Origin of the sequence: Rhizobium sp. TRM95796 (assembly GCF_025779995.1) — a bacterium.
GTDB lineage: Bacteria > Pseudomonadota > Alphaproteobacteria > Rhizobiales > Rhizobiaceae > Rhizobium_E.
The window spans coordinates 1-22,891 of sequence record NZ_JAOXHE010000012.1 but is presented as its reverse complement, the minus strand read 5'-3'; the positions used below and the strand labels follow the sequence as shown (position 1 = coordinate 22,891).

General features: G+C 63.1%; 26 protein-coding genes. 12 read left to right on the top strand and 14 right to left on the bottom strand.

What is annotated here, in order from left to right:
* Nucleotides 1–27: 27 nt before the first annotated feature.
* From pcaG to pcaD, 4 genes are read right to left on the bottom strand one after another with little or no spacing between them, the layout of a single operon-like run.
* On the bottom strand, nucleotides 28–651 hold the full coding sequence (gene pcaG, locus OCK01_RS22095) for a protocatechuate 3,4-dioxygenase subunit alpha (RefSeq protein ID WP_263825849.1): 624 nt from the start codon (nucleotides 649–651) through the stop codon (nucleotides 28–30).
* A gap of 1 nt (nucleotide 652) precedes the next feature.
* Nucleotides 653–1,396, bottom strand: coding sequence for a protocatechuate 3,4-dioxygenase subunit beta (gene pcaH, locus OCK01_RS22090; RefSeq protein ID WP_263825848.1), 744 nt, complete (start codon nucleotides 1,394–1,396; stop codon nucleotides 653–655).
* Entirely contained in the window at nucleotides 1,393–1,806 is a 414-nt protein-coding gene (gene pcaC, locus OCK01_RS22085; RefSeq protein WP_263825847.1) for a 4-carboxymuconolactone decarboxylase, read from the bottom strand. Before pcaC ends, pcaH begins: the two co-directional genes overlap by 4 nt.
* Nucleotides 1,807–1,809: 3 nt before the next feature.
* Nucleotides 1,810–2,598 (bottom strand): 3-oxoadipate enol-lactonase, encoded by a 789-nt coding sequence (pcaD, locus tag OCK01_RS22080; RefSeq protein WP_263825846.1) that lies wholly within the window; start codon nucleotides 2,596–2,598, stop codon nucleotides 1,810–1,812.
* 90 nt (nucleotides 2,599–2,688) lie between these two features.
* Here pcaD and pcaQ point away from each other — a divergent pair, with 90 nt between their 5' ends.
* Together pcaQ and OCK01_RS22070 are read left to right on the top strand one after the other, a co-directional pair.
* Complete coding sequence (pcaQ, locus tag OCK01_RS22075; RefSeq protein WP_263825845.1) at nucleotides 2,689–3,612, top strand: pca operon transcription factor PcaQ; 924 nt, start codon at nucleotides 2,689–2,691, stop codon at nucleotides 3,610–3,612.
* A gap of 81 nt (nucleotides 3,613–3,693) precedes the next feature.
* Complete coding sequence (locus OCK01_RS22070; protein ID WP_263825844.1) at nucleotides 3,694–4,284, top strand: cysteine hydrolase family protein; 591 nt, start codon at nucleotides 3,694–3,696, stop codon at nucleotides 4,282–4,284.
* On the opposite strand, the gene ubiB is transcribed toward OCK01_RS22070, so the two are convergent.
* Both ubiB and ubiE read right to left on the bottom strand, forming a co-directional pair.
* Nucleotides 4,254–5,837, bottom strand: a complete 1,584-nt coding sequence (ubiB, locus tag OCK01_RS22065) for a 2-polyprenylphenol 6-hydroxylase (protein WP_263825843.1) — start codon at nucleotides 5,835–5,837, stop codon at nucleotides 4,254–4,256. The two genes, OCK01_RS22070 and ubiB, sit on opposite strands and share 31 nt — an antisense overlap.
* A 4-nt stretch (nucleotides 5,838–5,841) precedes the next feature.
* Complete coding sequence (gene ubiE, locus OCK01_RS22060) at nucleotides 5,842–6,618, bottom strand: bifunctional demethylmenaquinone methyltransferase/2-methoxy-6-polyprenyl-1,4-benzoquinol methylase UbiE (protein ID WP_263825842.1); 777 nt, start codon at nucleotides 6,616–6,618, stop codon at nucleotides 5,842–5,844.
* Nucleotides 6,619–6,894: 276 nt separating this feature from the next.
* Here ubiE and OCK01_RS22055 point away from each other — a divergent pair, with 276 nt between their 5' ends.
* The 6 genes from OCK01_RS22055 to OCK01_RS22030 all read left to right on the top strand — a co-directional run bounded on the left by OCK01_RS22055 (nucleotide 6,895) and on the right by OCK01_RS22030 (nucleotide 13,290).
* Nucleotides 6,895–7,869 (top strand): L,D-transpeptidase family protein, encoded by a 975-nt coding sequence (locus OCK01_RS22055; protein WP_263825841.1) that lies wholly within the window; start codon nucleotides 6,895–6,897, stop codon nucleotides 7,867–7,869.
* Between the two features lie 75 nt (nucleotides 7,870–7,944).
* Nucleotides 7,945–8,832 carry a bifunctional DNA-formamidopyrimidine glycosylase/DNA-(apurinic or apyrimidinic site) lyase gene (gene mutM, locus OCK01_RS22050; protein WP_263825840.1) on the top strand — a complete coding sequence of 296 codons (888 nt, stop codon included), beginning with the start codon at nucleotides 7,945–7,947 and terminating at the stop codon, nucleotides 8,830–8,832.
* Nucleotides 8,833–8,847: 15 nt separating this feature from the next.
* Complete coding sequence (locus OCK01_RS22045) at nucleotides 8,848–9,621, top strand: enoyl-CoA hydratase (RefSeq protein ID WP_263825839.1); 774 nt, start codon at nucleotides 8,848–8,850, stop codon at nucleotides 9,619–9,621.
* 211 nt (nucleotides 9,622–9,832) lie between these two features.
* Nucleotides 9,833–10,099: a 30S ribosomal protein S20 gene (gene rpsT / locus OCK01_RS22040; RefSeq protein WP_263825838.1), complete on the top strand. Its 267-nt coding sequence runs from the start codon at nucleotides 9,833–9,835 to the stop codon at nucleotides 10,097–10,099.
* Between the two features lie 808 nt (nucleotides 10,100–10,907).
* Nucleotides 10,908–12,467, top strand: coding sequence for a chromosomal replication initiator protein DnaA (gene dnaA, locus OCK01_RS22035; RefSeq protein WP_182827722.1), 1,560 nt, complete (start codon nucleotides 10,908–10,910; stop codon nucleotides 12,465–12,467).
* Between the two features lie 7 nt (nucleotides 12,468–12,474).
* Complete coding sequence (locus tag OCK01_RS22030; protein ID WP_263825837.1) at nucleotides 12,475–13,290, top strand: phosphate/phosphite/phosphonate ABC transporter substrate-binding protein; 816 nt, start codon at nucleotides 12,475–12,477, stop codon at nucleotides 13,288–13,290.
* Here the strand turns inward: OCK01_RS22030 and OCK01_RS22025 are convergent.
* The 5 genes from OCK01_RS22025 to rph form a co-directional block, all read right to left on the bottom strand.
* A complete protein-coding gene (locus tag OCK01_RS22025; protein WP_263825836.1) occupies nucleotides 13,272–14,243 on the bottom strand; it encodes a fatty acid desaturase in 972 nt (323 codons plus the stop codon). The genes OCK01_RS22030 and OCK01_RS22025 overlap by 19 nt on opposite strands.
* A gap of 154 nt (nucleotides 14,244–14,397) precedes the next feature.
* The gene (hemW, locus tag OCK01_RS22020; protein WP_263825835.1) at nucleotides 14,398–15,570 is read right to left on the bottom strand and encodes a radical SAM family heme chaperone HemW; all 1,173 of its coding nucleotides are present in this window, start codon (nucleotides 15,568–15,570) and stop codon (nucleotides 14,398–14,400) included.
* Nucleotides 15,571–15,577: 7 nt separating this feature from the next.
* Complete coding sequence (gene rdgB, locus OCK01_RS22015) at nucleotides 15,578–16,222, bottom strand: RdgB/HAM1 family non-canonical purine NTP pyrophosphatase (RefSeq protein ID WP_263825834.1); 645 nt, start codon at nucleotides 16,220–16,222, stop codon at nucleotides 15,578–15,580.
* A 13-nt stretch (nucleotides 16,223–16,235) separates the two neighbouring features.
* Nucleotides 16,236–16,643: a VOC family protein gene (locus tag OCK01_RS22010; RefSeq protein WP_263825833.1), complete on the bottom strand. Its 408-nt coding sequence runs from the start codon at nucleotides 16,641–16,643 to the stop codon at nucleotides 16,236–16,238.
* Between the two features lie 11 nt (nucleotides 16,644–16,654).
* A complete protein-coding gene (gene rph / locus OCK01_RS22005; protein WP_263825832.1) occupies nucleotides 16,655–17,371 on the bottom strand; it encodes a ribonuclease PH in 717 nt (238 codons plus the stop codon).
* Nucleotides 17,372–17,539: 168 nt separating this feature from the next.
* On the opposite strand from rph, the gene hrcA reads away from it, so the two are divergent.
* Together hrcA and grpE are read left to right on the top strand one after the other, a co-directional pair.
* On the top strand, nucleotides 17,540–18,592 hold the full coding sequence (hrcA, locus tag OCK01_RS22000) for a heat-inducible transcriptional repressor HrcA (protein ID WP_263825831.1): 1,053 nt from the start codon (nucleotides 17,540–17,542) through the stop codon (nucleotides 18,590–18,592).
* Between the two features lie 118 nt (nucleotides 18,593–18,710).
* A complete protein-coding gene (gene grpE, locus OCK01_RS21995) occupies nucleotides 18,711–19,316 on the top strand; it encodes a nucleotide exchange factor GrpE (protein WP_263825830.1) in 606 nt (201 codons plus the stop codon).
* Between the two features lie 13 nt (nucleotides 19,317–19,329).
* Here grpE and ybaK read toward each other — a convergent pair whose 3' ends face one another.
* Together ybaK and OCK01_RS21985 are read right to left on the bottom strand one after the other, a co-directional pair.
* Nucleotides 19,330–19,803, bottom strand: a complete 474-nt coding sequence (gene ybaK, locus OCK01_RS21990; RefSeq protein ID WP_263825829.1) for a Cys-tRNA(Pro) deacylase — start codon at nucleotides 19,801–19,803, stop codon at nucleotides 19,330–19,332.
* 2 nt (nucleotides 19,804–19,805) lie between these two features.
* A complete protein-coding gene (locus OCK01_RS21985) occupies nucleotides 19,806–20,156 on the bottom strand; it encodes an arsenate reductase (RefSeq protein ID WP_263825828.1) in 351 nt (116 codons plus the stop codon).
* 148 nt (nucleotides 20,157–20,304) lie between these two features.
* Here OCK01_RS21985 and OCK01_RS21980 point away from each other — a divergent pair, with 148 nt between their 5' ends.
* The gene (locus OCK01_RS21980; RefSeq protein ID WP_263825827.1) at nucleotides 20,305–21,510 is read left to right on the top strand and encodes a GGDEF domain-containing protein; all 1,206 of its coding nucleotides are present in this window, start codon (nucleotides 20,305–20,307) and stop codon (nucleotides 21,508–21,510) included.
* 19 nt (nucleotides 21,511–21,529) lie between these two features.
* On the opposite strand, the gene OCK01_RS21975 is transcribed toward OCK01_RS21980, so the two are convergent.
* Nucleotides 21,530–22,513 (bottom strand): GlxA family transcriptional regulator, encoded by a 984-nt coding sequence (locus OCK01_RS21975; protein WP_263825826.1) that lies wholly within the window; start codon nucleotides 22,511–22,513, stop codon nucleotides 21,530–21,532.
* Between the two features lie 136 nt (nucleotides 22,514–22,649).
* Between OCK01_RS21975 and OCK01_RS21970 the strand changes: the two genes are divergently transcribed.
* Nucleotides 22,650–22,891, top strand: a 242-nt coding sequence (locus OCK01_RS21970) for an alpha/beta fold hydrolase (RefSeq protein ID WP_412179056.1), incomplete at its 3' end; no start/stop codon positions are given.

Sequence of the window (22,891 nt, the reverse complement as noted above, 5' to 3'; positions counted from 1 at the left end):
CGAGGCGCGCTTCCCAATGTAAGTCGGCTAAATATCGAAGAAGATCGTTTCCTTCTCGCCCTGTAGATGGATGTCGAAACTCACGACATCACCATCGCGCTGACCGATCAGGGTCGGCACGCGCACGCGATGCTCGATCGTCTTGAGGATCGGGTCCTCGGCATTGGCCTCGGCCTCGTCGGAGAAATACATCCGTGTGTTGAGCCCGATATTGATGCCGCGCGCCACGATCCAGAGCGTCACATGCGGCGCCATCAGCCGCGGGTCCTTTTCGCGGAAGGGAACGCGGCCCGGCTTGATAGTCTCAAAGGTGAATTCGCCACTGTCCATATTCGCCGGGCAACGGCCCCAGCCGAGGAAGTTCGGATCGGCCTTGCCGCGTGTTTCAGAAGGACTGTTGTAGAAGCCGTCGGTGTCGGCCTGCCAGATCTCCACCAGCGCATCGCGGAGCGGCGTGCCCGTGCCGTCGATTACGCGGCCCTTGATGGTGATGCGCTCGCCGCGGGTCTTGTCGTTGTAGAGCGGGCCGGAGCCGAGATCGCGGTCATAGACGCCGTGAATGCCGGTGAAATTCGGCGTCAGGCCAATATGCACATAGGGGCCGGCGGTCTGGGAGGCGGTTTCCTTGAGGTAGTCGAGCGTCTGCACCATGTCAGTTGCCCTCCTTGCGATTCTCGAAGAATGTCGAGCGGCGGCCGCGCAGCACGATGTCGAATTTATATGCGCGCATGTCCATCGGTATGGTGGAATTCATGTCGAGCGGCGCGATCAACTGCCTGATGGCTTCCTCATCCGGGATCGTCTTGACGATCGGACATTTCCAGATCAGCGGATCGCCCTCGAAATACATCTGCGTGATCAGCCGCTGGGCAAAACCATGGCCGAACACCGAGAAGTGGATATGGGCCGGACGCCAGTCATTGACCCAGTTCATCCAGGGGTAAGGGCCCGGCTTGATGGTCTTGAACCAGTAGTAACCGTCTTCATCGGTGATCGAACGGCCGAAGCCGCCGAAATTGGGATCGAGGGGGGCGAGATAGGTTTCCTTCTTGTGGCGGTAGCGGCCGCCGGCATTGGCCTGCCAGAATTCCACCAACGCGCCGGCCACCCCGCGCCCGCGTTCGTCCAGCACCCGGCCATGCACGAGAATGCGTTCGCCGATCGCCATTTCGCCCGGCTTGGCGTAGTTGACGATCAGATCGTTATCCAGCTCGTTGAGCATATTGTGGCCGAAGACCGGGCCGGTGATCTCGCTCTTGGTGCCGTCCAGCGACAGAAGCGCCTTCTGCGGCGAGCGCAGCACGGATGTCTTGTAAAGCGGCGTCAGCGCCGGCGGCTGCCAGGCGCGGTCGCGGGCGTAGAAGGCGCCGGTTTCGGGCCTTTCATTGCGGCTCATGCTTTTCCTCCATGAGATTGGGTGGCGTTCATCTCATCCAGCACTTTTTTTATGATCTTGATGGCGTGATTGGCGGCCGGCACGCCGGCATAGATCGCCACATGCAGCATGGCCTCGCGCAGATCCTCGGGCGTCGCGCCGGTATTGGCGGTGGCGCGCACATGCATCGCCACCTCCTCATCATGGCCAAGCGCCGCCAGAAGCGCGATCGTCACCATCGAACGCTCGCGCTTGGTCCATTCCGGCCGCGACCAGACATGCCCCCAGGCGGCCTCGGTGATCAGCGATTGAAAGGGCTCGTCGAAGGCGGTCTTGGCCGCCTCGGCCCTGTCCACATGCGCGTCGCCGAGCACCGAGCGCCGGGTCGCCAGGCCTTGCCGATGCCGTTCCGTCTGGGAAGCGTCCGTCACGTGTCAGTCCTCGTTGATGAAATCGACGATCAGTTCGGCGAGCTGCGCCGGCTGTTCGACGCAGGGAATATGGCCGCAGCCCTCGATGATCTCGAACTGGGCGTCGGGAATGAGCGCAACGGTCGAGCGCACCAGATCCGGCGGCGTCGAGCCGTCCTGGTCACCCACCACCGCCAACACAGGGACCGAAATGGTCGGCGCCACCGTGGTGAAGTCGGCGTCGCGGATGGCGGCGCAGGTCGCCGCATAGCCTTCGACCGATTGCCGAGTCAGCATGGTCTTGTAACCTGCGAGGTCATCAGCGCGCTTGGCGTGGAAGTCAGGCGTGAACCAAAGCTTCATCACGCCATCGGCGAGCGAGGCGATGCCCTTTTCGGTGACGCCCGCAATGCGCTGGTTCCAGCCGTCGGCCGTGCCGATCTTGTGAGCCGTGTCGCAAAGCACGATCTTCTCGATCAACGCAGGGCGCTGCCGCCAGACTTCCTGAGCGACCAGGCCGCCGACCGACAGGCCGACAAGCGTCGCCTTCTTGATCTTCAGGTGGTCGAGAAGGCCGATCAGATCCTTGGCGTGATCGCTGATCGAATAGGGTGTCGCGCCGGTCTCCGACAGGCCATGGCCGCGCTTGTCATAGAGCAGGAAGGACCATTCCTCGGCAATCTCATCGATGAACGGCAGCCAGATGCGGAAATCCGTGCCCAGCGAATTGATGAGCACGACGACGGGATCGTCCTTCGATTCCGTCAGGAATTCGTAATGCAGAACCTGTCCGTTGATTTTGGCGAAAGCCATGATGCGCTCCTCACTGGGACAAAAGATACCGAATGGTTTTTGGCGGGAAAAATGATATTTACGCAGCCATTCATAACCGTGGAGCTATGAATGGACAGCCGAATCAAGTTTCGCCATCTGCAGACCTTTATAGAGGTCGCGCGACAGAAAAGCGTTGGCCGCGCCGCCGATGTGCTGGCGATCACCCAGCCCGCCGTCACCCGCACCATCCGCGAATTGGAAGACGCGCTCGGCGCCGACCTGTTCGAAAAGGATGGCCGCGGCATCCGCATCAGCCGCTTCGGCGAGGTCTTTCTCCGCCATGCCGGCGAAAGTGTCGCCGCCGTTCAGCGGGGCGTCGATTCCATCTCGCTCGCCCGCAAGTCGCTCGGGCCGCCGCTGCGCATTGGCGCTCTGCCCACCGCTTCCGCCACCTTCCTGCCGGACGCCGTCCATGCCTTTCTGGAGGCCGGCACCGGCAGTCCCGTGACCATCGTGTCGGGCGAAAATCGCGTGCTTCTCGATGCGCTCAGGCTCGGCGATCTCGATCTCGTCGTGGGCCGTCTCGCAGCGCCGGAGCGCATGACCGGCCTGCATTTCGAGCCGCTGTATTCGGAAGAGGTCTGTTTCGTTGTCCGCGTCGACCATCCGCTGACGACGCGTCCCCATTTCTCGCTTGCCGAACTCGCTCAATACACGGTGTTGATCCCCCCTTCGGGCGCCGTCATCCGTCCCCTGGTCGATCGCTTCCTGCTGACCAACGGAATCGCCGACCTACCGCAGACGATAGAGACCGTGTCGGACAGTTTCGCCCGCGCCTTTCTCGACCGTTTCAATGCCGTCTGGATCATCTCGCGCGGCGTCGCCTCGCCCGATATCGCGGCGGGGCGTCTCGTACGGCTCGATATCGACACGTCCGAGACCCGCGGCGCGGTCGGCCTGACCACACGCGCCGACCGTGACACGAGCCTGGCGCTGTCGATCATGATCACGACCATCCGCGAGCATGTGCGATCGGCTGTGGATCGCTTTTGAGCGCTGCAAAATGGTCTGATTTCTGTCATTCTTCTGTTAACCGTGAAGGGCATGGATCGGGCGCGATTTGGAGATCGGACCATGACCGTAGCCCTGATGATCATCGACATGCAGATCGACGCGCTGGCCGCGCTGCCGCCTGAATGCGTGGAACCCCTGATCGACCGCCAGAACCGGCTTGCTCGCGCCTTTCGGGCGCGGAGCCTGCCGGTGATCATGGTCCGCGGCGAGTTCAAGGCCGATCTCAGCGACGCGTTCCTGGAAATGCGGCGCAAGCAGGTCGCGGTGTCGATCGAGGGAACGCCCGGCGCCGCCCTTCATCCGGGCCTCGAGCGCGAGGCTGACGACATCGAGATCGTCAAGAAGCGCTACAGCACCTTCTTCCGAACCAATCTCGACGAAATCCTCGCGAACCGCGGCGTCACCAGGCTGGTGCTGACTGGCGTCAACACCCATGCCTGCATCCGCATGGCCGCAATTGACGCCTATCAGCGCGATCTCGATGTGGTCATCGTCGAGGACGCTGTGGCGTCTTATGACGACGAGCACGCCTCGGTGTCGCTGCGCTATATGACCGACAAGATTGCCGCCGTCATGAGCGCCGAAAGCGCGATCGCCGCGCTGCCGGCTTGGATGACCACTCAGAACGCTGAGATACGCCAGGCAATGTAAAGAAGAGCGCCGGCGATCACCCAGAGAGCGACGCGGCCGGAGCGCGAGTGTCGCGCTTCGGACCTGCCGATCTTCTCGGCGGTCTCGGCGTCGAATTTCAGTCCATGCTCGGTCATGTCGGTGATGTTGACCGCGAGTTTCTCAACGCGCGCGGCGATCTCCGGCACGGCTTCGGCGATGCGCATCGCCGCCTTCAAACCGTCCTTCAGGTCGCCGACAATGCGCTTGGGTCCGAGATTGTCGCGGATCCAGGATCCGACCACGGGTTCGGACGCCTTCCACATGTTGAAATGGGGATCGAGCGAGCGGGCCACGCCTTCGACCACGACCATGGTCTTCTGCAGCATGATCAGTTCCGAGCGTGTTTGCATATCGAACAGCTCGGTGACTTCGAACAGCAGCGTCAGCAGTTTCGCCATGGAAATCGTGTCGGCCGGCTGGCCGTGGATCGGCTCGCCGATGGCGCGGATGGCCTGAGCGAAGGAGGCGTGATTGTGATGGGCGGGCACATAGCCGGCCTCGAAATGCACGTCGGCCACGCGTTGGTAATCGCGGGTGATGAAGCCGAACAGGATTTCCGCCAGGAAACGCCGCTCCTTCTTGCCCAAACGTCCGACAATGCCCATGTCGACGGCGACGATCTCGCCGGTGGGATCGACGAACAGATTGCCCTGATGCATGTCGGCATGGAAAAAGCCGTCGCGCAGCGTGTGGCGCAGGAAGCTCTGCATCAGTGTCTGCGCCAGCATGGAAAGATCATGGCCGGCCGCCTTGAGCCCGGCGATGTCGGACATCTTGACGCCGTCGATCCATTCCATGGTGACGACGTCGCGGCCGGTGCGCTCCCAGTCGACCTTTGGCACGCGGAAGCCGGGATCGTCGACCGTGTTCTCGTCGAGCTCGGACAGCGCCGCGGCTTCGAGCCGCAGATCCATTTCGATCTTGGTGGTCTGCTCCAGCGTCTTGGCGACCTCGACCGGCCGCAGGCGACGGGCGGGCGGATAGAACCGCTCCTGCAGATGCGCCACCACGAAATTGGTTTCGAGATCGCGGGCGAAGCGCTCGCGCACGCCCGGCCGGATCACCTTGACGGCGACCTTGCGGCGGCTCCCTTCCTTGTCGATCACGATGGCGGGATGCACCTGCGCCATCGAGGCGGCGGCGACAGGCGGCAGGAATTCCTCGAACAGATCCTCGATGCTGCGGCCGAGCGAATCCTCGATCTGGCGCCGGGCGGCCTCCATCGGAAAGGTCGACATCCGGTCCTGCAGCAGCGCCAGATCGGCGGCGAAATCCTTGCCCACCACGTCGGGGCGCGTGGCGAGAAACTGGCCGATCTTCACATAGGAGGGTCCGAGACGATCGACGGCGCGAGCGAGATTGTCCGATTGCGCCGACGTCTTCGCCCGCTTCTTGGCGAGCAGTCCGGCCAGCGAATGGCCGAAGCGCAGAATGGCGGGCAGATGATCGGCGGGCAGGGCGGAGATCACGCCCTCGCGCGTCAGCACCCAACCGAGATTGATCAGGCGCAGATAGGCTCCGGCAGTGCTCATCGGGTCAAAGCTTCCAGCCGGAATGCAGGCAGGCGATGCCGCCCGAATAATTGGTGTAGGTCGCCCGCGAGAAGCCTGCCTTGGCGATCATCTGGGCGAAATCCCGCTGATTGGGAAATTTGCGGATCGATTCCACCAGATATTGGTAGGGTTCGGCCTCGCCCGTCACCGCCTTGCCGATCCTGGGGATGGCGTTGAACGACCAGGCGTCATAGACGCGGTCGAGCAGCGGCAGCTCCACGTCCGAAAATTCCAGCACCAGCAGACGGCCGCCGCGCTTGAGCACGCGATGGGCTTCCGACAGCGCGACATCGATGCGCGGCACATTGCGGATGCCGAAGGCGATCGTATAGGCGTCGAACGTGTTGGCTTCGAAGGGCAGTTCCTCGGCGTTCGCTTCCACGAAAGTCAGATTGCCGGCCAGCCCCTTCTTCTCGGCGCGCTCGGCGCCGACGCCCAGCATCGAGCCGTTGATGTCGAGCACGGTCGCCTGCGCCAGCCGTCCGGAGGCTTCGACGATGCGGAAGGCGATGTCGCCGGTGCCGCCCGCCACGTCCAGCACCTTGTAATCGGCGCTCTTGCGTGGATTGAGGGCTGCGATCATCGCGTCCTTCCAGACGCGGTGCAGGCCGGCCGACATCAGGTCGTTCATGATGTCATAGCGTTTGGCGACTTTGTGGAACACGTCGTTGACCAGGCCCTGCTTTTCGCCGGGATTGACCTGGCGAAAACCATAGGATGTTTCCATGCCGCCATCGGCGCTTGCGCGTTCCGTCGTCATGAGGCGCTCCATTTCTGTCTTTTTTGTCTTCTTGTTTTAGAATGCCGCGGACCATACCGGATCGGTCCGGCCGACGCCATAGGCGCGAGACGCAAAATGGTCGCGGGGCCGGGCGCTCAGTCGATGCGATAAAGGCTTCGCACAGGCTTTGCCGGGCATAATACGGTCACGTTCTCGTGTTGAGGCTGATCAAGCTTCCCGATCGAGACATGTGATTAACGAACCGGAAAGATCGTCCCCGGATAAGGGAGATCAGAAGTCCCGAGTATGTATCCGATGGCCAAGACTCAGTCGTTCCCATTCCTCTCCGTTTGCGCCGCGATCAGCCTTCTCGCGCTCGGCGCGCTTGCCGGCTGCACGACATCGGCGCTCGACATCGAGCCGGATACCTCCATCTCCCCGAAACTCGCCCGCGAGATCCGCGCCAAGGGTTTCCGCGAGGAGGACCCGGTGCTGATCCGCATCTTCAAGGCCGAAAGCGAATTCGAGGTCTGGAAGAAGAAACCGTCGGGGCAGTATGCGCTGTTCAAGACCTATCCGATCTGCCGCTGGTCCGGCAAACTCGGTCCGAAGAAGAAGATCGGCGACCGCCAGGCGCCGGAGGGCTTTTATCAGGTTTCGCTCGGCCAGCTGAATCCCAAGTCGCAATTCTATCTGTCTTTCAATCTCGGCTATCCCAACCGGCTCGAAAGCGCGCTGGGCTATACCGGCGAGGCGCTGATGGTGCATGGCGCCTGCTCGTCCTCGGGCTGCTTCGCGCTCACGGACCAGCAGATGGCCGAAATTTATCCGCTGGTGAAGGCGGCGTTGAAATCGGGCCAGCCGTCCTTCCAGGTCCAGTCCTATCCGTTCCGCATGACCGCCGACAACATGGCCCGACATGCCGGCGACCCCAATATGGAGTTCTGGCGGGCGATGAAGGTGGGCTACGATTCGTTCGAGGCCACCCGGCGCGAACCCGCCGTCGCCGCCTGTTCGGGTCGTTACGTGTTCAACCAGCCGGCCGAGAGCCTGCCGGCCAATCCGCTGGCGCCGTGCCTTACCGAGCCGGCGCTGGCGTCTGCGCCGCTCTCCATGCCCTCGGCGTCGACCGCTTACGCCTATCAGGACGGCGGCATGCACAAGAGCTTCCGGGAGCTTCTCACGCGCTACGGCGAAAAGCGCCTGGCGGCCAGGATCTCGCTGCGCAAATATCCGATCAGCCGTCCCGGCGCGGCGCTCGCCGATCCCTACCGACCCCCGGCTGATTGATACGGCGGACTGGCGAGCGGCGTTCGGCTTGTCTATATAGGCGGCGACAGCCACGCCCGAGAAAGTCCGCCGCCCATGCCCGAATTGCCTGAAGTGGAGACCGTGCGACGCGGCCTCGCGCCCTTCATGGAAAAAGCGCGCATTGGCCGCGTGACGCTCAACCGGCCCGATCTCCGCTTTCCCTTTCCCGAAGGCTTCGCCGAGGCGCTGCAGGGCCGCCGCATCGCGGCGCTCGGACGTCGCGCGAAATATCTGCTCATCCATGTCGAGGGCGGCTCCACGGTGATCGCCCATCTCGGCATGTCCGGCTCCTTCCGGATCGAAGCGGAGGTAAGTGGGACGCCGGGCGAGTTCCATCATCCGCGTTCCAAGGATGCGACCCATGACCACGTGATCTTCGATCTCACGGGCGAGGCGGGCCCGGCCCGCATCATCTACAATGACCCTCGCCGCTTCGGCTTCATGCATCTGTGGAGCGATCATCTCCTCGACGATTACCCGGCCTTTCAGGGACTGGGGCCTGAGCCGACGGGCAATCTTCTGTCGCCCGACTATCTCGCCACCCGTTTCAGGGGCCGCAAGCAGCCGCTCAAGAGCGCGCTTCTCGACCAGAAGATCATCGCCGGGCTCGGCAATATCTATGTCTGCGAAGCCATGCATCGCGCGGGTCTGTCGCCCGAAACCCCTGTCGGCGCGCTGGTCGAGGCCGCGGGCGGGCCGACAGCCGGCTTGTCGAGACTGTCGGACGATATCCGCGCGGTGATCGCCGAGGCGATCGAGGCGGGCGGCTCGTCGCTGCGCGATCACATTCAGACCGACGGCTCGCTCGGCTATTTCCAGCACCGCTTCCGCGTCTATGACCGCGAAGGGCAATCCTGTCCGACGCCGGGCTGCGCGGGAACCGTCGGCCGCATCGTCCAGGCGGGCCGCTCGACATTCTTTTGTTCGCAATGCCAGATATGACATGGGGGATAGAACATGGCCTATGAAACGCTGATCGTCGAAACGCGCGGAGCCGTGGGGCTCGTGACGCTCAATCGCCCGCAGGCGCTGAACGCGCTCAATGCGAAGCTGCTGGAGGAATTGGTCGAGGCGCTCTCGGCCTTCGCCGCAGACGACGGCGTGCGCGCCGTGGTGATGACCGGCTCGGAAAAGGCCTTTGCCGCCGGCGCCGACATCAAGGAGATGAAGGATCTCACTTATGCGCAAGCCTATGGCGCCGACTACGCCGGCGGCTGGGATCGCGTCACCGCGTTCCGCAAGCCGCTGATCGCGGCGGTGGCGGGCTTCGCGCTCGGCGGCGGCTGCGAGGTGGCGATGATGGCCGATTTCATCATCGCCGCCGACACGGCCAAATTCGGCCAGCCAGAAATCACTCTTGGGATTTTGCCCGGCATGGGCGGCACGCAGCGGCTCGCCCGCGCCGTCGGCAAGGCCAAGGCCATGGACATGGTGCTGACCGGCCGCATGATCGACGCCGCCGAGGCCGAGCGCATCGGGCTGGTCGCCCGCGTCGTGCCTGCAGAGCGTCTGATGGAGGAAGCGCTTGCCGCGGCCGAAAAGATCGCCTCCTTCTCGACCCCTTCGGTGATGATGGCCAAGGAAAGCGTCAACCGCGCCTTCGAGACCACGCTCGCCGAAGGTTTGCGCTTCGAGCGACGGCTTTTCCATTCGCTCTTTGCCACCGAAGACCAGAAAGAAGGCATGACGGCCTTCGTGGAGAAGCGGAAGCCCGCCTTCGGCCATCGCTGAGACGGGACTCGCCATGCGCGCAGCCGCCGCAGATTCTTTTGACGGGATCATTGACGCACGACCGGTTTGGCGCTATACGCCGCCCACAGTTTGAAAAGCCGTCTATCCGGCTTTTCTGGATGCTCCCTCATTGCCCGGCATTGAGGCCGTACCCCGGAAGGGTCCGCGGCAAAGGGGCATGTCGGACAGGATCGAATCTAGAGAGGCATACATGGCCAATACCACTTCGGCGAAAAAAGCGACCCGCAAGATCGCCCGCCGCACCGACGTCAACAAGGCGCGTCGTTCGCGCATGCGCAGCTTCATTCGCAAGGTCGAGGAAGCCATCGCATCCGGCGACAAGACCGCAGCCGAAGCCGCTCTGAAGGCTGCTCAGCCCGAGTTGCAGCGCGCCGCCACCAAGGGCGTCGTCCATCGCAACACGGCCTCCCGCAAGGTGTCTCGCCTCGCCAGCCGCGTGAACGCGATCGGCGCCTGATCTAGGCAGTCATCGTTACTGAAAAGGGCCTGGCGTTCGCGCCGGGCCTTTTGTCGTTTCCGGGATTCGCGAACGGAATTTCGTCAAAATGTCATGAGATCTGACAATTGCAACAATTTGGAGCGATCGTAAGAGGCGTAAATAATCTATGAATTTCAATGAGTTGCGCGAGGTGTGTTTTGTTGCTCGCGCCTTTCCTTGCGGCAGTGGTCCGCTAAGTCGAGTCAAGTGAATTTTTTATTTTTTTGATTGTGACGCCCCGAAAATGCGCCTGTCAGGGAATCCCTTTGATTTGTCTGCGATTCTCTATTGGGGGTCCGGAGTGCGGACTGCGCTTCGGGAAAGTCAACGGTTTTCTCTTAAGATTGGGTAAAAAAGGCGATTGATCTTGCCCGTCGATCTTGCCTAAATGACTTCCACGGAGACAGGGAAAACCGATGAAGACAACCAGGACACATCGGTAAACCAAGCTCCGGTCTCGGGCGGAAGCATCGCTCAATCCTCGACCGACAGGCATGCCAAGGGTCGACTCGTCAGAGTCTCCCGCGCTATTCTGTCGACCTATCGCGGGGAGCGTTTCGTCGAGGCGAGTGCGTAAATTCCGGCATTTTCCAGGGACAGGAAATGCAGGGAACAGTGTGAGTAGATGAGCGTTAGATCCTGATCGTCAAGCCCAACGAGGCCCGTCAAACCTTTCGCATCCGGGAACGGCTGCGGATTGGCGGATGAGCCTGACCTTCAGGAGGACGGATGATCGGTCGCGATGAAGTTCGCGGCTGGCGTTCATGACGTGGAAAAAGGCGGCGACATGCACATGACAATGACAGAAAAGGGCGCGTTCTCTTCCGGGGACGCGCTGATAACGGCAGCCAATGCTGAAGCGGATGCGGGGGAAAGAGGGATGAAGACCGACGCCTTGTTCGAGCGTTTCAGCGCACGACTCAAGGCCAAAGTGGGCCCCGAGGTCTATGCGAGCTGGTTCGGCCGGCTGAAGATCCAGTCCGTTTCCAAGAGCGTCGTTCGCCTCTCGGTGCCGACGACCTTTCTCAAGTCCTGGATCAACAATCGATATCTCGACATGATGACGTCGCTTCTCCAGGAAGAAGACGCCAACATCCTCAAGGTCGAGATCGTCGTCAGGTCCGCCGCACGTCCCTCTCGTCCGGGTATGGCAGACGAAGCTGGCGCGAACCTTGCGGATCCGGCGCCCGCCGCCCAACCGCAGCGCCGCGGTGCTTCTTTCGCCACGTCCCAGCCGCAGCACATGTCTCAGCCGCAAGCGCAGCAGCCTGCCGCCCGGCCGGCTCCGACCCAGCAGAGCACGCTGTTCGGCTCGCCGCTCGATAGCCGCTACACCTTCCAGAGCTTCGTCGAAGGCTCGTCCAACCGGGTGGCGCTCGCCGCCGCCAAGACCATCGCCGAATCGGGCGCCGGCGCGGTCCGTTTCAATCCGCTGTTCATCCATTCGAGCGTCGGTCTCGGCAAGACTCACATGCTGCAGGCGATCGCCGCGGCAGCCCTATCGAACCCGCGCAACCCGCGCGTCGTTTATCTGACGGCCGAATATTTCATGTGGCGCTTCGCCACCGCCATCCGCGACAACGACGCGCTGACGCTGAAGGAATCGCTGCGCAACATCGATATCCTGATCATCGATGACATGCAGTTCCTGCAGGGCAAGCTGATCCAGAACGAATTCTGCCATCTGCTCAACATGCTGCTCGACAGCGCCAAACAGGTGGTCGTGGCCGCCGATCGCGCGCCTTGGGAACTCGAATCGCTCGATCCGCGCGTGCGCTCCCGCCTGCAGGGCGGCGTCGCGATCGAGATCGAAGGCCCCGATTTCGAAATGCGGCTCGAAATGATGAAGATCCGCCTGGCCCAGGCTCGCGCCGAGGATCCCGGTATCGATATTCCGGAAACCATCCTCCGCCATGTCGCTGAAAACGTCACGGCGTCCGGCCGGGAGTTGGAAGGCGCTTTCAACCAGCTGATTTTCCGCCGCTCCTTCGAGCCGGATCTGTCGCTCGAGCGGGTCGACGAGCTCTTGTCGCATCTGGTCGGCGCCGGTGAGCCGAAGCGCGTGCGAATCGAAGACATCCAGCGCATCGTCGCCCGGCACTACAATGTCTCGCGACAGGAACTGGTGTCCAACCGCCGCACCCGCGTCATCGTCAAGCCGCGCCAGGTGGCGATGTATCTCTCCAAGACGCTGACGCCCCGCTCCTTCCCGGAAATCGGTCGTCGTTTCGGCGGACGCGACCACACCACCGTTCTGCACGCCGTGCGCAAGATCGAAGAGCTGTTGTCTTCCGATCAGAAGCTGTCGCAGGAGGTCGAACTGCTCCGCCGCCTCATCAATGAGTGATCCGTCCTTGGCCTCGCCGCTCCGCGCCACACTGTCGATGTATGACATGGATGGACCCGTGCGGCGGGCCAACGATCTTTTCTGGACCGCGCTCGCGCGAAAACTGCGCCAGCGCGGTCTTTCCGTGTCCGACGGCCTCGACCGGCAGTCGCACTACCACGCGGTCTGGAGCGAGCCGGATCTGATCTTCTCCCAGACCTGCGGCTATCCCTATGTCATGGAGCTCAGGGGCAAGGTGCGGCTGGTGGCCACGCCGATCTACGCGTTTGCCGGCGGCGAGGGGACGGATCGCGCGAGCTTCGTGATCGCCCATGAGAATCATCCCGGCCTGACGCTTTCGGATTTCCGGGGTGCCCGCGTGGCCATCAATGACTGGATGTCCAATTCCGGCATGAACCTGTTTCGCGCGGCGATCGCGCCGCTCGCCGGGGGCAAGCCGTTCTTCGGCTCGATCATGGTCAGCGGCGGCCATGTCGCCTCCATCGATGCCGTTCGCGAGGGGCTGGCGGACATCGCTTCGGTGGACACCGTCACTTGGGGGCTGCTCGAAATGCATGCGCCGGAACGCCTTGCGGGCGTTCGGATCGTATCGGCGACGCCGCGCGGACCTGGGCTGCCCTTCATCACGCGCGGGACCACCAGCGATGCGGAGCTTGCAGCGATCCGTTCGGCGCTCATGGATGTGTTGGCCGATCCGGATTGTAAATCAGTCCTCGATACGCTGGGGCTGAAAGGCGTCGCCATCCTTTCGGACGGCGACTACCAGAGGCTCGACGATCTTCGTCGCCAGGCGGATGCGCAGGGCTATACGGCCCTCGCCTGATCGCCGACCATCACCCGGTCCTGATAGTGTGGATGCACGGGCTGGTGATGGGTTCGGAAGAAGTAGCGCCGCGCCACTTCCCAATAGCCGTTGTAGACCAGGCCGCCGTTCAGCCGGATGAAGGCGTCGCGTTCGGCCTTGTAGAGCCGGGGGATCTTGTACCAGGCCAGTTGCGGCCGGCTGTGATGCACGATGTGAAGATTGTTGTGCAGGAACAGCAGCCCGAACGCCGGCGTGTTCTCGACGATCGCCGTGCGCTCTTCCTTTTCCCCCGCATAGCGATGTTCGGCGAAGGAGCGGAGCCGCGAGAAGGCCAGACCCGCATAGACGAAGGCGGTCAGGTAGATCCAGACCGGCATGTCGCAGACGAGCGTAACCCAGGCGAGCACGACGCCCGCCCCGAGACCATGCCGAAGCCAGAGGCCGAGATGGCGGAAATCGCCCTTGGCCATCAGCGCGGCCTCCGAGCCGAACAGGGCAGCCACCGCGATCAGCGGGCCGACGACGAGCCGTCCCGGCAGCGTGTTGTTGACGGTCGCGAGCAGGCGACCCGCGGCGCCGGTTCGCGTCCAATGCTCGCCGGTGAAGTAGTAGGATTCCGGATCCTCGATCGGATCGGTCAACCAGTCGTCATTGTGGTGCTTGAGATGCGAGCGCTTGTAGAGCCGGTAGGGCAGCCAGATCGAGATCGGCGGCCATCCGATGGCGTCGTTGATCACCCTGAAGCGGGTGGGGTGCCCATGCAGCACCTCATGTTGAAGGGAGCCGTGCCAGGCGACGATCCAGCCGCCGAGCACAAAGAGCAGGGGATAAGGCAGAGTGGCCCAGAAGAGGGTAAGAAGCCCCCAGCCGCCATATATGACGACAGCGAGGAGGACGGTGGGCCATTCGATGGATTTGCGGATTCGTTTCGCGCCGCCCGCAGAGGCGCCTTCGATCGTGTGGGATGACATGAAAAGCGATATGCTAGAAATCAGGTTCCGAACGCGGAGAGCAAATCATCCTGGCGCTACCTAGGCCCCTATTAAAAAAGCCAAAATCCGATTTCGTCAAGACCATGCAAGCGACTGAAGACGTCGCCTTCAAGCTCCGCGCAAGCGAGCATGATCAGGCGGCGAGATCGGCGACCACGGCGTCCAGAACCAGCATGCCCGATTGCGTGCAGCGCAGCCGCGAATTGCCCAGTCGCTCGAGAAGCCCGTGCTGGATCAGGAAGGCTTCCCGATCCGGGTCGAGACCGCGGCCGGCCAATTCGCTCCAGCGGGCGAGGTCGAGACCTTCGCGCAGCCTGAGCCCCATCAGCAGCATCTCGTCGGCCTGCTCGTCGCGCTCCAGGCTTTCCTGTTCCACCATGCCGTGGCCCTTGGCGGCGACGCTCGCGAGCCAAGTTTCCGGATGCCGCTCTGTGGCGGTCGCATATTTGTGGCCCTGGCGGCTCAGGCGCCCATGCGCGCCGGGCCCGATGCCGGCATAGTCGCCATAGCGCCAATAAGTCAGGTTGTGACGGCTTTCCGCGCCCGGCTTGGCGTGGTTGGAGACTTCATAGGCCGGCATGCCATGAGCCTCCGTCACCTCCTGGGTGATCTCGTAGAGGCGCGCGGCGGCGTCCGCGTCGGGCAGCACGATCTTGCCGTTCTGATGCAGGCCGAAGAAGGGCGTGCCCTCCTCGATCGTCAGCTGATAGAGCGACAGGTGATCCACCGCATAGCCGATCGCCTCATTGAGCTCGCGGATCCACTCCTCTTCGCTCTGACCGGGCCGGGCGTAGATCAGGTCGAAGCTCATGCGCGGAAAGATCTCGCGCGCCAGCCGCACCGCTTTCAGCGCATCCTCGACATTGTGCAGACGTCCGAGGAATTTGAGGTCGCGATCGTTCAGCGCCTGCACGCCGAGCGACACCCGGTTGACGCCGGCGGCGCGATAGCCGCGAAAACGCTCGGCCTCGACGCTGGAGGGATTGGCCTCCATGGTGATCTCGATGCCGTCGGGCATGTGCCAGAGCCGGGAAATCCCGGTCAACAGCGCGTCGATCGTCTCGGGCTCCATCAGCGAGGGCGTGCCGCCGCCGACAAACACGGAGGTCACCGTCTTCGGCCCGCTCAACTCGCGCATTACAGACATTTCCTTGAGAAAGGCCACGACGAAAGCGTCCTGGTCGACCTGCTGGTGGCGGACATGGCTGTTGAAATCGCAATAGGGACACTTGGCCGCGCAGAAGGGCCAGTGGAGGTAAACGCCGAAACCCGGTTCGCCCGTATCCGGTAGCAGGGCGGCGTTCACGTCCATCTCAGAGCGTCAGTCCCGTTTCGACCAGAAGCTTGAAGGCGCGGGCGCGATGCGACAGCGCCTCGGCGTCGCCCGGCCGCCAGCCATGCTTTTCCTCGGCCGTCATTTCCCCGAACGTCGTTTCATAGCCCTCGGGCTTGAAGATCGGGTCATAGCCGAAGCCGGCGGTTCCGCGCGGCGGCCAGACGATCTCGCCCTCGACCTCGCCGCGGAAGGTTTCGGTATGGCCGTCCGGCCAGGCGAGGCACAGAACGCTGACGAAACGGCCCTTGCGCTGGTCTGGCGCAAGCGCTCCCTTTTCTTCCAGCGCGCGCTCGACTTTCTCCATCGCCCAGGCGAAATCGCGGCCGCCGTCCTCGCGTTCGGCCCAATTGGCGGTGTAGACGCCCGGCGCGCCGTCGAGCGCGTCGATGGCGAGGCCGGAATCGTCAGACAGCGCCGGCAGCCCCGACGCCATCGCCGAGGCCAGCGCCTTGATGCGGGCGTTTTCTTCATAGGTCGTGCCCGTCTCGTCGGGCTCGGCGAGGTTCAGTTCCTTGGCGGATTTGGCGGTGAAGCCCATCGGGCCGATGAGATCGTTGATCTCGGCGATCTTGCCGGCATTGTGGCTGGCGACGATGATGGTCTTGCTGTCGAGCTTGCGCATGATTGCCTCTGGTTCAGACGCCCCAGATGCGGGGCTCGGCGAATTCCAGCGAATTGCCCGCCGGATCGCGAAAATAGATGGAGCGGCCGCCATTCGGCCAGTCGACGCGCGATTCGATCGCCACGCCCGCGTCCGTCAGCCGGCGCTCCCAAGCGTCGATCTCGTTTCCGCTCGCGGCGAAACAGAGATGCCCCGGCCCCCGCGCGCCATGCGGCGGCACGGGCAGCTGGTCGGGCGCCGGCGGAATGACGGTTTCCTCGGGATTGAACACCAGGAGCACACCGTCTCCCGCCCGAAAGAACACATGTCGGTTGGCGCCGCGCGAAATCAGCTCCAGCCCGAGCACATCGCGATAAAAGGCTTCGGCCGCATCGAGATCGGCGGCGTAGACGGCGGTTTCGAGCACGCGGCCGGCCTTCATCGCAGGTCTCCTCAGGCGATCGCCTGCTTCTGCAGGCCCACCAGTTCGGCAATGCCGTTCTTGGCGAGGCCCATCAGCGTCAACAGTTCTTCTTCGCTGAACGGCGCGCCTTCGGCCGTGCCCTGGATCTCGACGATGCCGCCCTTTCCGGTCATGACGAAATTGGCGTCGGTCTCAGCCGAGGAGTCTTCGAGATAATCGAGGTCGATGACAGGCTGGTTGGCGAAGATGCCGCAGGAGATGGCCGCGACATGATCCTTCAGGACCTTGTCGACCTTCAGCATGTTGCGGGCTTCCATCCACTTCAGGCAATCATGCAGTGCGATCCAGCCGCCGGTGATCGAAGCGGTGCGGGTGCCGCCATCGGCCTGGATCACGTCGCAGTCGACGGTGATCTGGCGTTCGCCGAGCGCCTGCAGGTCCACGACCGCGCGGAGCGAGCGGCCGATCAGCCTCTGGATTTCCTGGGTGCGGCCGCCCTGCTTGCCGGAGGTCGCCTCGCGGCGCATGCGGTCGCCGGTCGAACGCGGCAGCATGCCGTATTCGGCGGTCACCCAACCCTTGCCGGTGTTGCGCAGCCATGCCGGCGGCTTTTCCTCGACGCTCGCGGTGCAGAGCACATGCGTGTCGCCGAACTTCACCAGGCAGGAGCCTTCGGCGTGCTTGGAAAAGCCGCGCTCGAACGTCACCTTGCGCATTTGATCGGTTTTCCGTCCGGATGGCCGCATTGTCGCTACTCCTGCTTTCTTGTCTGCAAGCCTAATAAGGGCGCGAGGGGGGATTTGCAAAGGAAAAGGCGTGATTTTGTTTTGCGCAGCGCCTTCAAATCCTTATATTTCCAGTGGGTCCGGCCTTCGCCGGCCATGGTGGAATGCGTCATCGACAGGGAATGCTAGATGAAAATGCTCGACGATCGGTCTGGCGAAATCTTCCGGCGCATTGTCGAAAGCTATCTCGGCACGGGCGAACCGCTGGGTTCGCGCTCTCTCTCGCGTCTCCTGCCGATGTCGCTGTCGCCGGCCTCGATCCGCAATGTGATGAGCGATCTCGAAGAACTGGGCCTGATCTATTCGCCGCATGTCTCGGCGGGGCGTTTGCCGACGCAGCAAGGCCTGCGCTTCTTCGTCGACGCCTTCATGCAGATCGGCGCGCTGTCGGAGGATGAACGCCGGCAGATCGACCGGCAGATCAGCCCCGACAATCGCGATACGCCGGTCGAGAATGCGCTGAACGGCGCAAGCCAGCTTCTGTCCTCGGCCTCGCGCGGCGCGGGCCTCGTCATCACCGCCAAGAACGACAGCCAGGTCAAGCATGTCGAATTCATCCGGCTGTCGCCCGAAAAGGCGCTCGCGGTTCTGGTCGGCGATCGCGACGAGGTGGAAAACCGGATCATCTCGCTGCCGGCCGGCATCACCTCGTCCCAACTGGTCGCCGCCGCCAATTTCCTCAATGCCCATATGTCCGGGTTGACGCTGACCGAGGCCGGAGAGCGCATCGCCCGCTTGAAGGAAACCATCCGCACGGAACTCGACCAATTGTCGCGGGATCTCGTGGAGCGCGGGCTCGCCACCTGGTCGGGCGCCGCCGACGAGGATGGCCCCACTCGGCTCATCGTGCGCGGCCGCGCCAATCTCCTGGAAGGCGTCGACGGGGCCGAGGATCTCGACCGCTTGCGCATGCTGTTTGACGATCTCGAAAAAAAGGAATCGCTGAGCGACATTCTCAATCTGGCCGAAACGGGCCAAGGCGTCCGCATCTATATCGGTTCGGAAAACCGGCTGTTTTCGCTGTCGGGCTCCTCGCTGGTCGTCGCGCCTTATCGCAACAGCGAGGATCGCATCATCGGCGCGGTCGGCGTGATCGGACCCACGCGGCTCAATTATTCAAAGATTGTGCCCATGGTCGATTACACCGCGCAATTGATGTCAAAACTCGCCGGCAAGGGCTAGAGGCTCCGTCCGAAAACCCGCGAATCTTGACGCGAAGCCTTGATTTTTTCGCCTCGAACCTCGATATCCCCGATCAAATCAGCTCACCTCAGATGCATTCACCTATGCGGAGACCGTAATGACCGACGAGACCAAGAACGCGCCGCAGCCGGACGCCGAAACCGCCGCCGCCGCTCATGAAAACGCCGAAACGGCCCAGCCCGCCGCCGAACCCGATCCGATCGAGCTTCTGAGGGCGGAGAACGCCGATCTGAAGGACCGATATCTGCGCCTCGCCGCTGAGATGGACAATCTGCGCCGCCGCACCGAGCGTGACGTCAAGGACGCCAAGACCTATTCGGCGGCGTCCTTCGCCCGCGATATGCTCGGCGTGTCCGACAATCTGCGCCGCGCGCTCGACGCCATTCCGGCCGAGGCGCGCGCCGGCGGCGACGCCGGCTTCATGGCGCTGGTCGAGGGGGTGGAAATGACCGAGCGCTCCATGCTGTCGGCGCTCGAACGCCATGGCGTCAAGAAGATCGAACCGACCGGCCAGAAATTCGACCCGAATTTCCACCAGGCGATGTTCGAAGTCCCCAATCCGGAAATCCCGGCCAACACCGTCATCCAGGTGGTGCAGGACGGCTATGTGATCGGCGACCGCGTGCTGCGCCCCGCCATGGTCGGCGTTTCCAAGGGCGGCCCCAAGGCGGACGCCGCGCCGTCCTCCGAACAGACGGCCTGATCGAACAGAAAATTCAAGCGATGACCGAGGCGGCGAAGCCATTCGCCGCCTCGATTGCGTCCTGAGGGGCCAGCTTCACCTGCAGGCCGCGCTGGCCGCCATTCATATAGACGAGGGTGTGGACGAGCGCCTGCTCCTCGAACACCGTCGGAACCTGCTTTTTCTGTCCGAAGGGCGAGATGCCGCCGACCACGAAGCCGGTGGTCTTCTCCGCCTGCGCCGGTTTCATCATATTGGCGGATTTGCCTTTGAAGGCGCTGGCGAGCTTCTTCATGCTCACTTCTTCATCGGATGGCAGCACGACGCAGACGGGCTTGCCGTCCACCTCCGCCATCAGCGTCTTGAGGACGATGGACGCCGGTGCGCCGATCGCCTCGGCCGCCTGCAGCCCGATCCGGTCCGCGTCGGGATCGTAGTCATAGGTCACCGTCTCGAAGGCGACGCCGGCTTTGGCGAGAGCCAGCGTGGCGCGGGTGGATTTCGACATGCTCAGCCTCCGAAGATCGCCGCATAGAGCTCCGGCTTGAAGCCGGCCGTCAGCGCTCCGTCCCTGTCGAGGATCGGCCGCTTGATCATCGAGGGCTGCGCCGCCATCAGCCGGATCGCCTTGTCGCGGTCGAGACCGGCCCGGTCTTCCTCGGGCAGTTTCTTGAAGGTCGTGCCGGCCCGGTTCAGCACCGTCTCCCAGCCGAGCGCATCCACCCAGGCGGCGATCGTCTCGGGCGACGGCGCCGCCTTCTTGTAGTCGTGGAACTGGTAGGCCACGCCCTGGCCGTCCAGCCAAGTGAAAGCCGTCTTCATCGTGTCGCAGTTCTTGATTCCGTAAATCGTCACGCTCATGCGGCCCTCACAGGTTTTCCTCGGTTCTATCCAGCCGCAGCTTTGCCCGCAACCGGGCGAAAACCGACAAAACGTTCCGATTTAAAACGAATTTTAAGGCCGGCCCTGTAGCTCTGGTGAAAAGAGTGAGTTCGTCGCCGGGAATGTCATGGAAGCCTTCGATAGTTTTGCCCTGACCCTGCCGATCATGGCGCTGACCGTGTCCGCGGTCTTTCTGGCGCTGTGGCGGTTCGGGTTGAAGGCCGCCTTGTTCTGGGGCCTGGGCTTCGGCTGCTCCGGGCTCGGCTTCCTGATGAGCCTTCCGCTCGGCCCCGCCGAAGCCATTGCGATGTCGGGCGATGCGCTGTTCGTGTTCGGCTTCTTCTTTTATGGTCAGGCGCTGCTGACGCATTTCGGCGTCGATTATCCGCTGCGTCATCGGCTGCTGCTGATCGGCGGCTATCTCGGCGTCGACGCTTATCTGGTCTTCGGCCTCGGCGATCTCCGCTCGGAACTCCTGCTCAACGATCTCGTCGCCGCCCTCCTCATAGGCTTGCCGCTTTCCGGCGTGGTGCAAAAGGCGCATGCGACGGCCGACCGGCTGCTCGTCGCCGCCGCCTCGATGGTGGTCATCGAAACGCTGACGCGTGTGGCGGCCATCAACTATCTCGTCGGCGGCACTGACGATCTCGCCGCCTTCGCCGAGTCGGTCTATGCCGTGGCCATCCAGCTCACCGCCGGCTGCTTCGGCGTATTGCTGGCCGCAGCCGCCTTCGGCTCCATGGTCATGCGGGTGATGTTGAACTATCGCCGCGCCGCCGAGATCGACCCGTTGACCGGTCTCTACAACAGGCGCGGTCTCGATCAGGCGTTGAAGCCCGCGCAGGGCGGAGCGGCCTGGTCCGGCGTCATCGTCGTCACTGACATCGATCATTTCAAGCAGGTCAACGATCGCTACGGCCATGCCGCCGGCGACATGGTGATTGCGGCTTTCGCTCTGGAAATCCGCACGTCGATCCCCGCCGGCGCGGTTGCCGCGCGGCTGGGCGGCGAGGAATTCGTCATCTGCCTCCCCGCGGCCAACCTTGCGGAGGCTGGCGTGCTGGCCCATGGCATCCGGCTGCGTTTCGCCGGCCGCGACTGGCGCCAGTTCGGCATCGACAGGCAGATCACCGCGAGCTTCGGCGTCGCCAAGATGCAGGCGGAAAACGACAATCTCCAGGCCGCCATCGACCGCGCCGATCAATGCCTCTATGAAGCCAAGGGCGCGGGCCGCAACATGGTGGTGGTGGAAGGCGGCGTCTTCGAGACCGGCGAAGCTCTGGTCGCCGATCTCCAGGCGGCGCTGACGGCGCTCAAATCGGCCCAAGGCTGAGGCGGCCGTCCACGCGATTTCACGCCGCGGAGACGGCGTCCGATGTCTCGCGCCGCACGCCGAAGCGTTGACGGTATTGCGTGGGGGTGAGGCTCGTCAGGCGTTGAAACACCCGGCGGAAAGCCGTGACATCCGAATAGCCGACCGTCCAGGAAATCTGTTCGACGGAGATATTGGTCGTTTCCAGCGCGTCGCGCGCCTTCATGATGCGTATCTGCTGGAGATATTCGGTGGGGCGCAGACCCGTCGCCTTGGTGAAGCGCCGTAGGAAGGTTCGTTCCGCCAGACCGGCCCGCCGCGCGAGCTCCGGAATGTCATGCGCCCCGGCCGCCTGCGCGTGGATATGGTGCTGTACGCCGAGAATGGCGGCGTCGCCATGGTCGAACTTGGGAATGAAGGCTCTGTAGACATCCTGATCGCGACGCGGCGGATCCACCAGAAGGAAGCGCGCCGTCGCCAGCATCGTGCCGACGCCCATCAGCTTTTCGACCAGAGTCAGCCCGAGATCCGTCCAGGCCAGAATGCCGCCGGCCGTCATCACATCGCCATCGTCGATCACCATCTGCTCGGCCGCCAACTCCAATTGCGGATAGCGCGCCGCCAGTTCCTCGCTGAACGCCCAATGCGTCGTCACCCTCCGGCCGTTGACCAGACCGGTTTCGGCCAGAACGAAGGCGCCGGCGCAGATGGAGCACACGGTCGCGCCCTCGGCATGCCGGCTCGCCATCCAGTTCGCCGCCACGGGCATCGGTTGCATCAGCACGGGCATGACGATGCTCGGCGGCGCGATGGCGTAGCCGAGACGATGCGGCCGCCCCGGATGACTGTCCCAGACGCAGGTGACGTCCTCCCCGACCACCTGCCAGTGCGAGACCCGGATGGCGCGTGGATGCTCGGTCTGCTGCGGTGCCCATTGGCTCGCGATGCGGAAGAGATCGGTCAGACCATAAACGGCCGAAAGCTGGCAATCCGGATAGATCAACAGACCTACTTCGGTCATCATCGTCAGCCGCTCCGCCATATTGTCACTTTCTGCATGATCAAAGTCAGTTTCGCCGCCTGTGGTGAAAGCATGAATGGCCTACATCTGTCCATGTCGAAACGACGACGAAGTAGCGCCATCCGAGAAAGGAACGACCATGGCATCGAAAGAAAAGGGCTTCGGCCCGATGGCCACACGCCGCGGCTTGCTGATCACGGGCGGCGCGGCCGTGTCGCTCGCAGCCTTCAACATCCCCGTATTCGCCCAGACCAAAACCGCTTCCACCCATCAAGGAGACACCGACATGACCAGCAGTTTCGTCACCACCAAGGACGGCGTTGACATTTTCTACAAGGATTGGGGTCCGAAGGACGCGCAGCCGATCGTCTTCCATCACGG

Bases quoted from the DNA above. Each gene is read 5' to 3' on its own strand.
- pcaG (WP_263825849.1), bottom strand. From the start codon at position 651: ATGGTGCAGACGCTCGACTACCTCAAGGAAACCGCCTCCCAGACCGCC.
- pcaH (WP_263825848.1), bottom strand. From the start codon at position 1,396: ATGAGCCGCAATGAAAGGCCCGAAACCGGCGCCTTCTACGCCCGCGAC.
- pcaD (WP_263825846.1), bottom strand. From the start codon at position 2,598: ATGGCTTTCGCCAAAATCAACGGACAGGTTCTGCATTACGAATTCCTG.
- pcaQ (WP_263825845.1), top strand. From the start codon at position 2,689: ATGGACAGCCGAATCAAGTTTCGCCATCTGCAGACCTTTATAGAGGTC.
- OCK01_RS22070 (WP_263825844.1), top strand. From the start codon at position 3,694: ATGACCGTAGCCCTGATGATCATCGACATGCAGATCGACGCGCTGGCC.
- ubiB (WP_263825843.1), bottom strand. From the start codon at position 5,837: ATGAGCACTGCCGGAGCCTATCTGCGCCTGATCAATCTCGGTTGGGTG.
- ubiE (WP_263825842.1), bottom strand. From the start codon at position 6,618: ATGACGACGGAACGCGCAAGCGCCGATGGCGGCATGGAAACATCCTAT.
- OCK01_RS22055 (WP_263825841.1), top strand. From the start codon at position 6,895: ATGGCCAAGACTCAGTCGTTCCCATTCCTCTCCGTTTGCGCCGCGATC.
- mutM (WP_263825840.1), top strand. From the start codon at position 7,945: ATGCCCGAATTGCCTGAAGTGGAGACCGTGCGACGCGGCCTCGCGCCC.
- OCK01_RS22045 (WP_263825839.1), top strand. From the start codon at position 8,848: ATGGCCTATGAAACGCTGATCGTCGAAACGCGCGGAGCCGTGGGGCTC.
- rpsT (WP_263825838.1), top strand. From the start codon at position 9,833: ATGGCCAATACCACTTCGGCGAAAAAAGCGACCCGCAAGATCGCCCGC.
- dnaA (WP_182827722.1), top strand. From the start codon at position 10,908: ATGCACATGACAATGACAGAAAAGGGCGCGTTCTCTTCCGGGGACGCG.
- OCK01_RS22025 (WP_263825836.1), bottom strand. From the start codon at position 14,243: ATGTCATCCCACACGATCGAAGGCGCCTCTGCGGGCGGCGCGAAACGA.
- rdgB (WP_263825834.1), bottom strand. From the start codon at position 16,222: ATGCGCAAGCTCGACAGCAAGACCATCATCGTCGCCAGCCACAATGCC.
- OCK01_RS22010 (WP_263825833.1), bottom strand. From the start codon at position 16,643: ATGAAGGCCGGCCGCGTGCTCGAAACCGCCGTCTACGCCGCCGATCTC.
- rph (WP_263825832.1), bottom strand. From the start codon at position 17,371: ATGCGGCCATCCGGACGGAAAACCGATCAAATGCGCAAGGTGACGTTC.
- hrcA (WP_263825831.1), top strand. From the start codon at position 17,540: ATGAAAATGCTCGACGATCGGTCTGGCGAAATCTTCCGGCGCATTGTC.
- grpE (WP_263825830.1), top strand. From the start codon at position 18,711: ATGACCGACGAGACCAAGAACGCGCCGCAGCCGGACGCCGAAACCGCC.
- ybaK (WP_263825829.1), bottom strand. From the start codon at position 19,803: ATGTCGAAATCCACCCGCGCCACGCTGGCTCTCGCCAAAGCCGGCGTC.
- OCK01_RS21985 (WP_263825828.1), bottom strand. From the start codon at position 20,156: ATGAGCGTGACGATTTACGGAATCAAGAACTGCGACACGATGAAGACG.
- OCK01_RS21980 (WP_263825827.1), top strand. From the start codon at position 20,305: ATGGAAGCCTTCGATAGTTTTGCCCTGACCCTGCCGATCATGGCGCTG.
- OCK01_RS21975 (WP_263825826.1), bottom strand. From the start codon at position 22,513: ATGATGACCGAAGTAGGTCTGTTGATCTATCCGGATTGCCAGCTTTCG.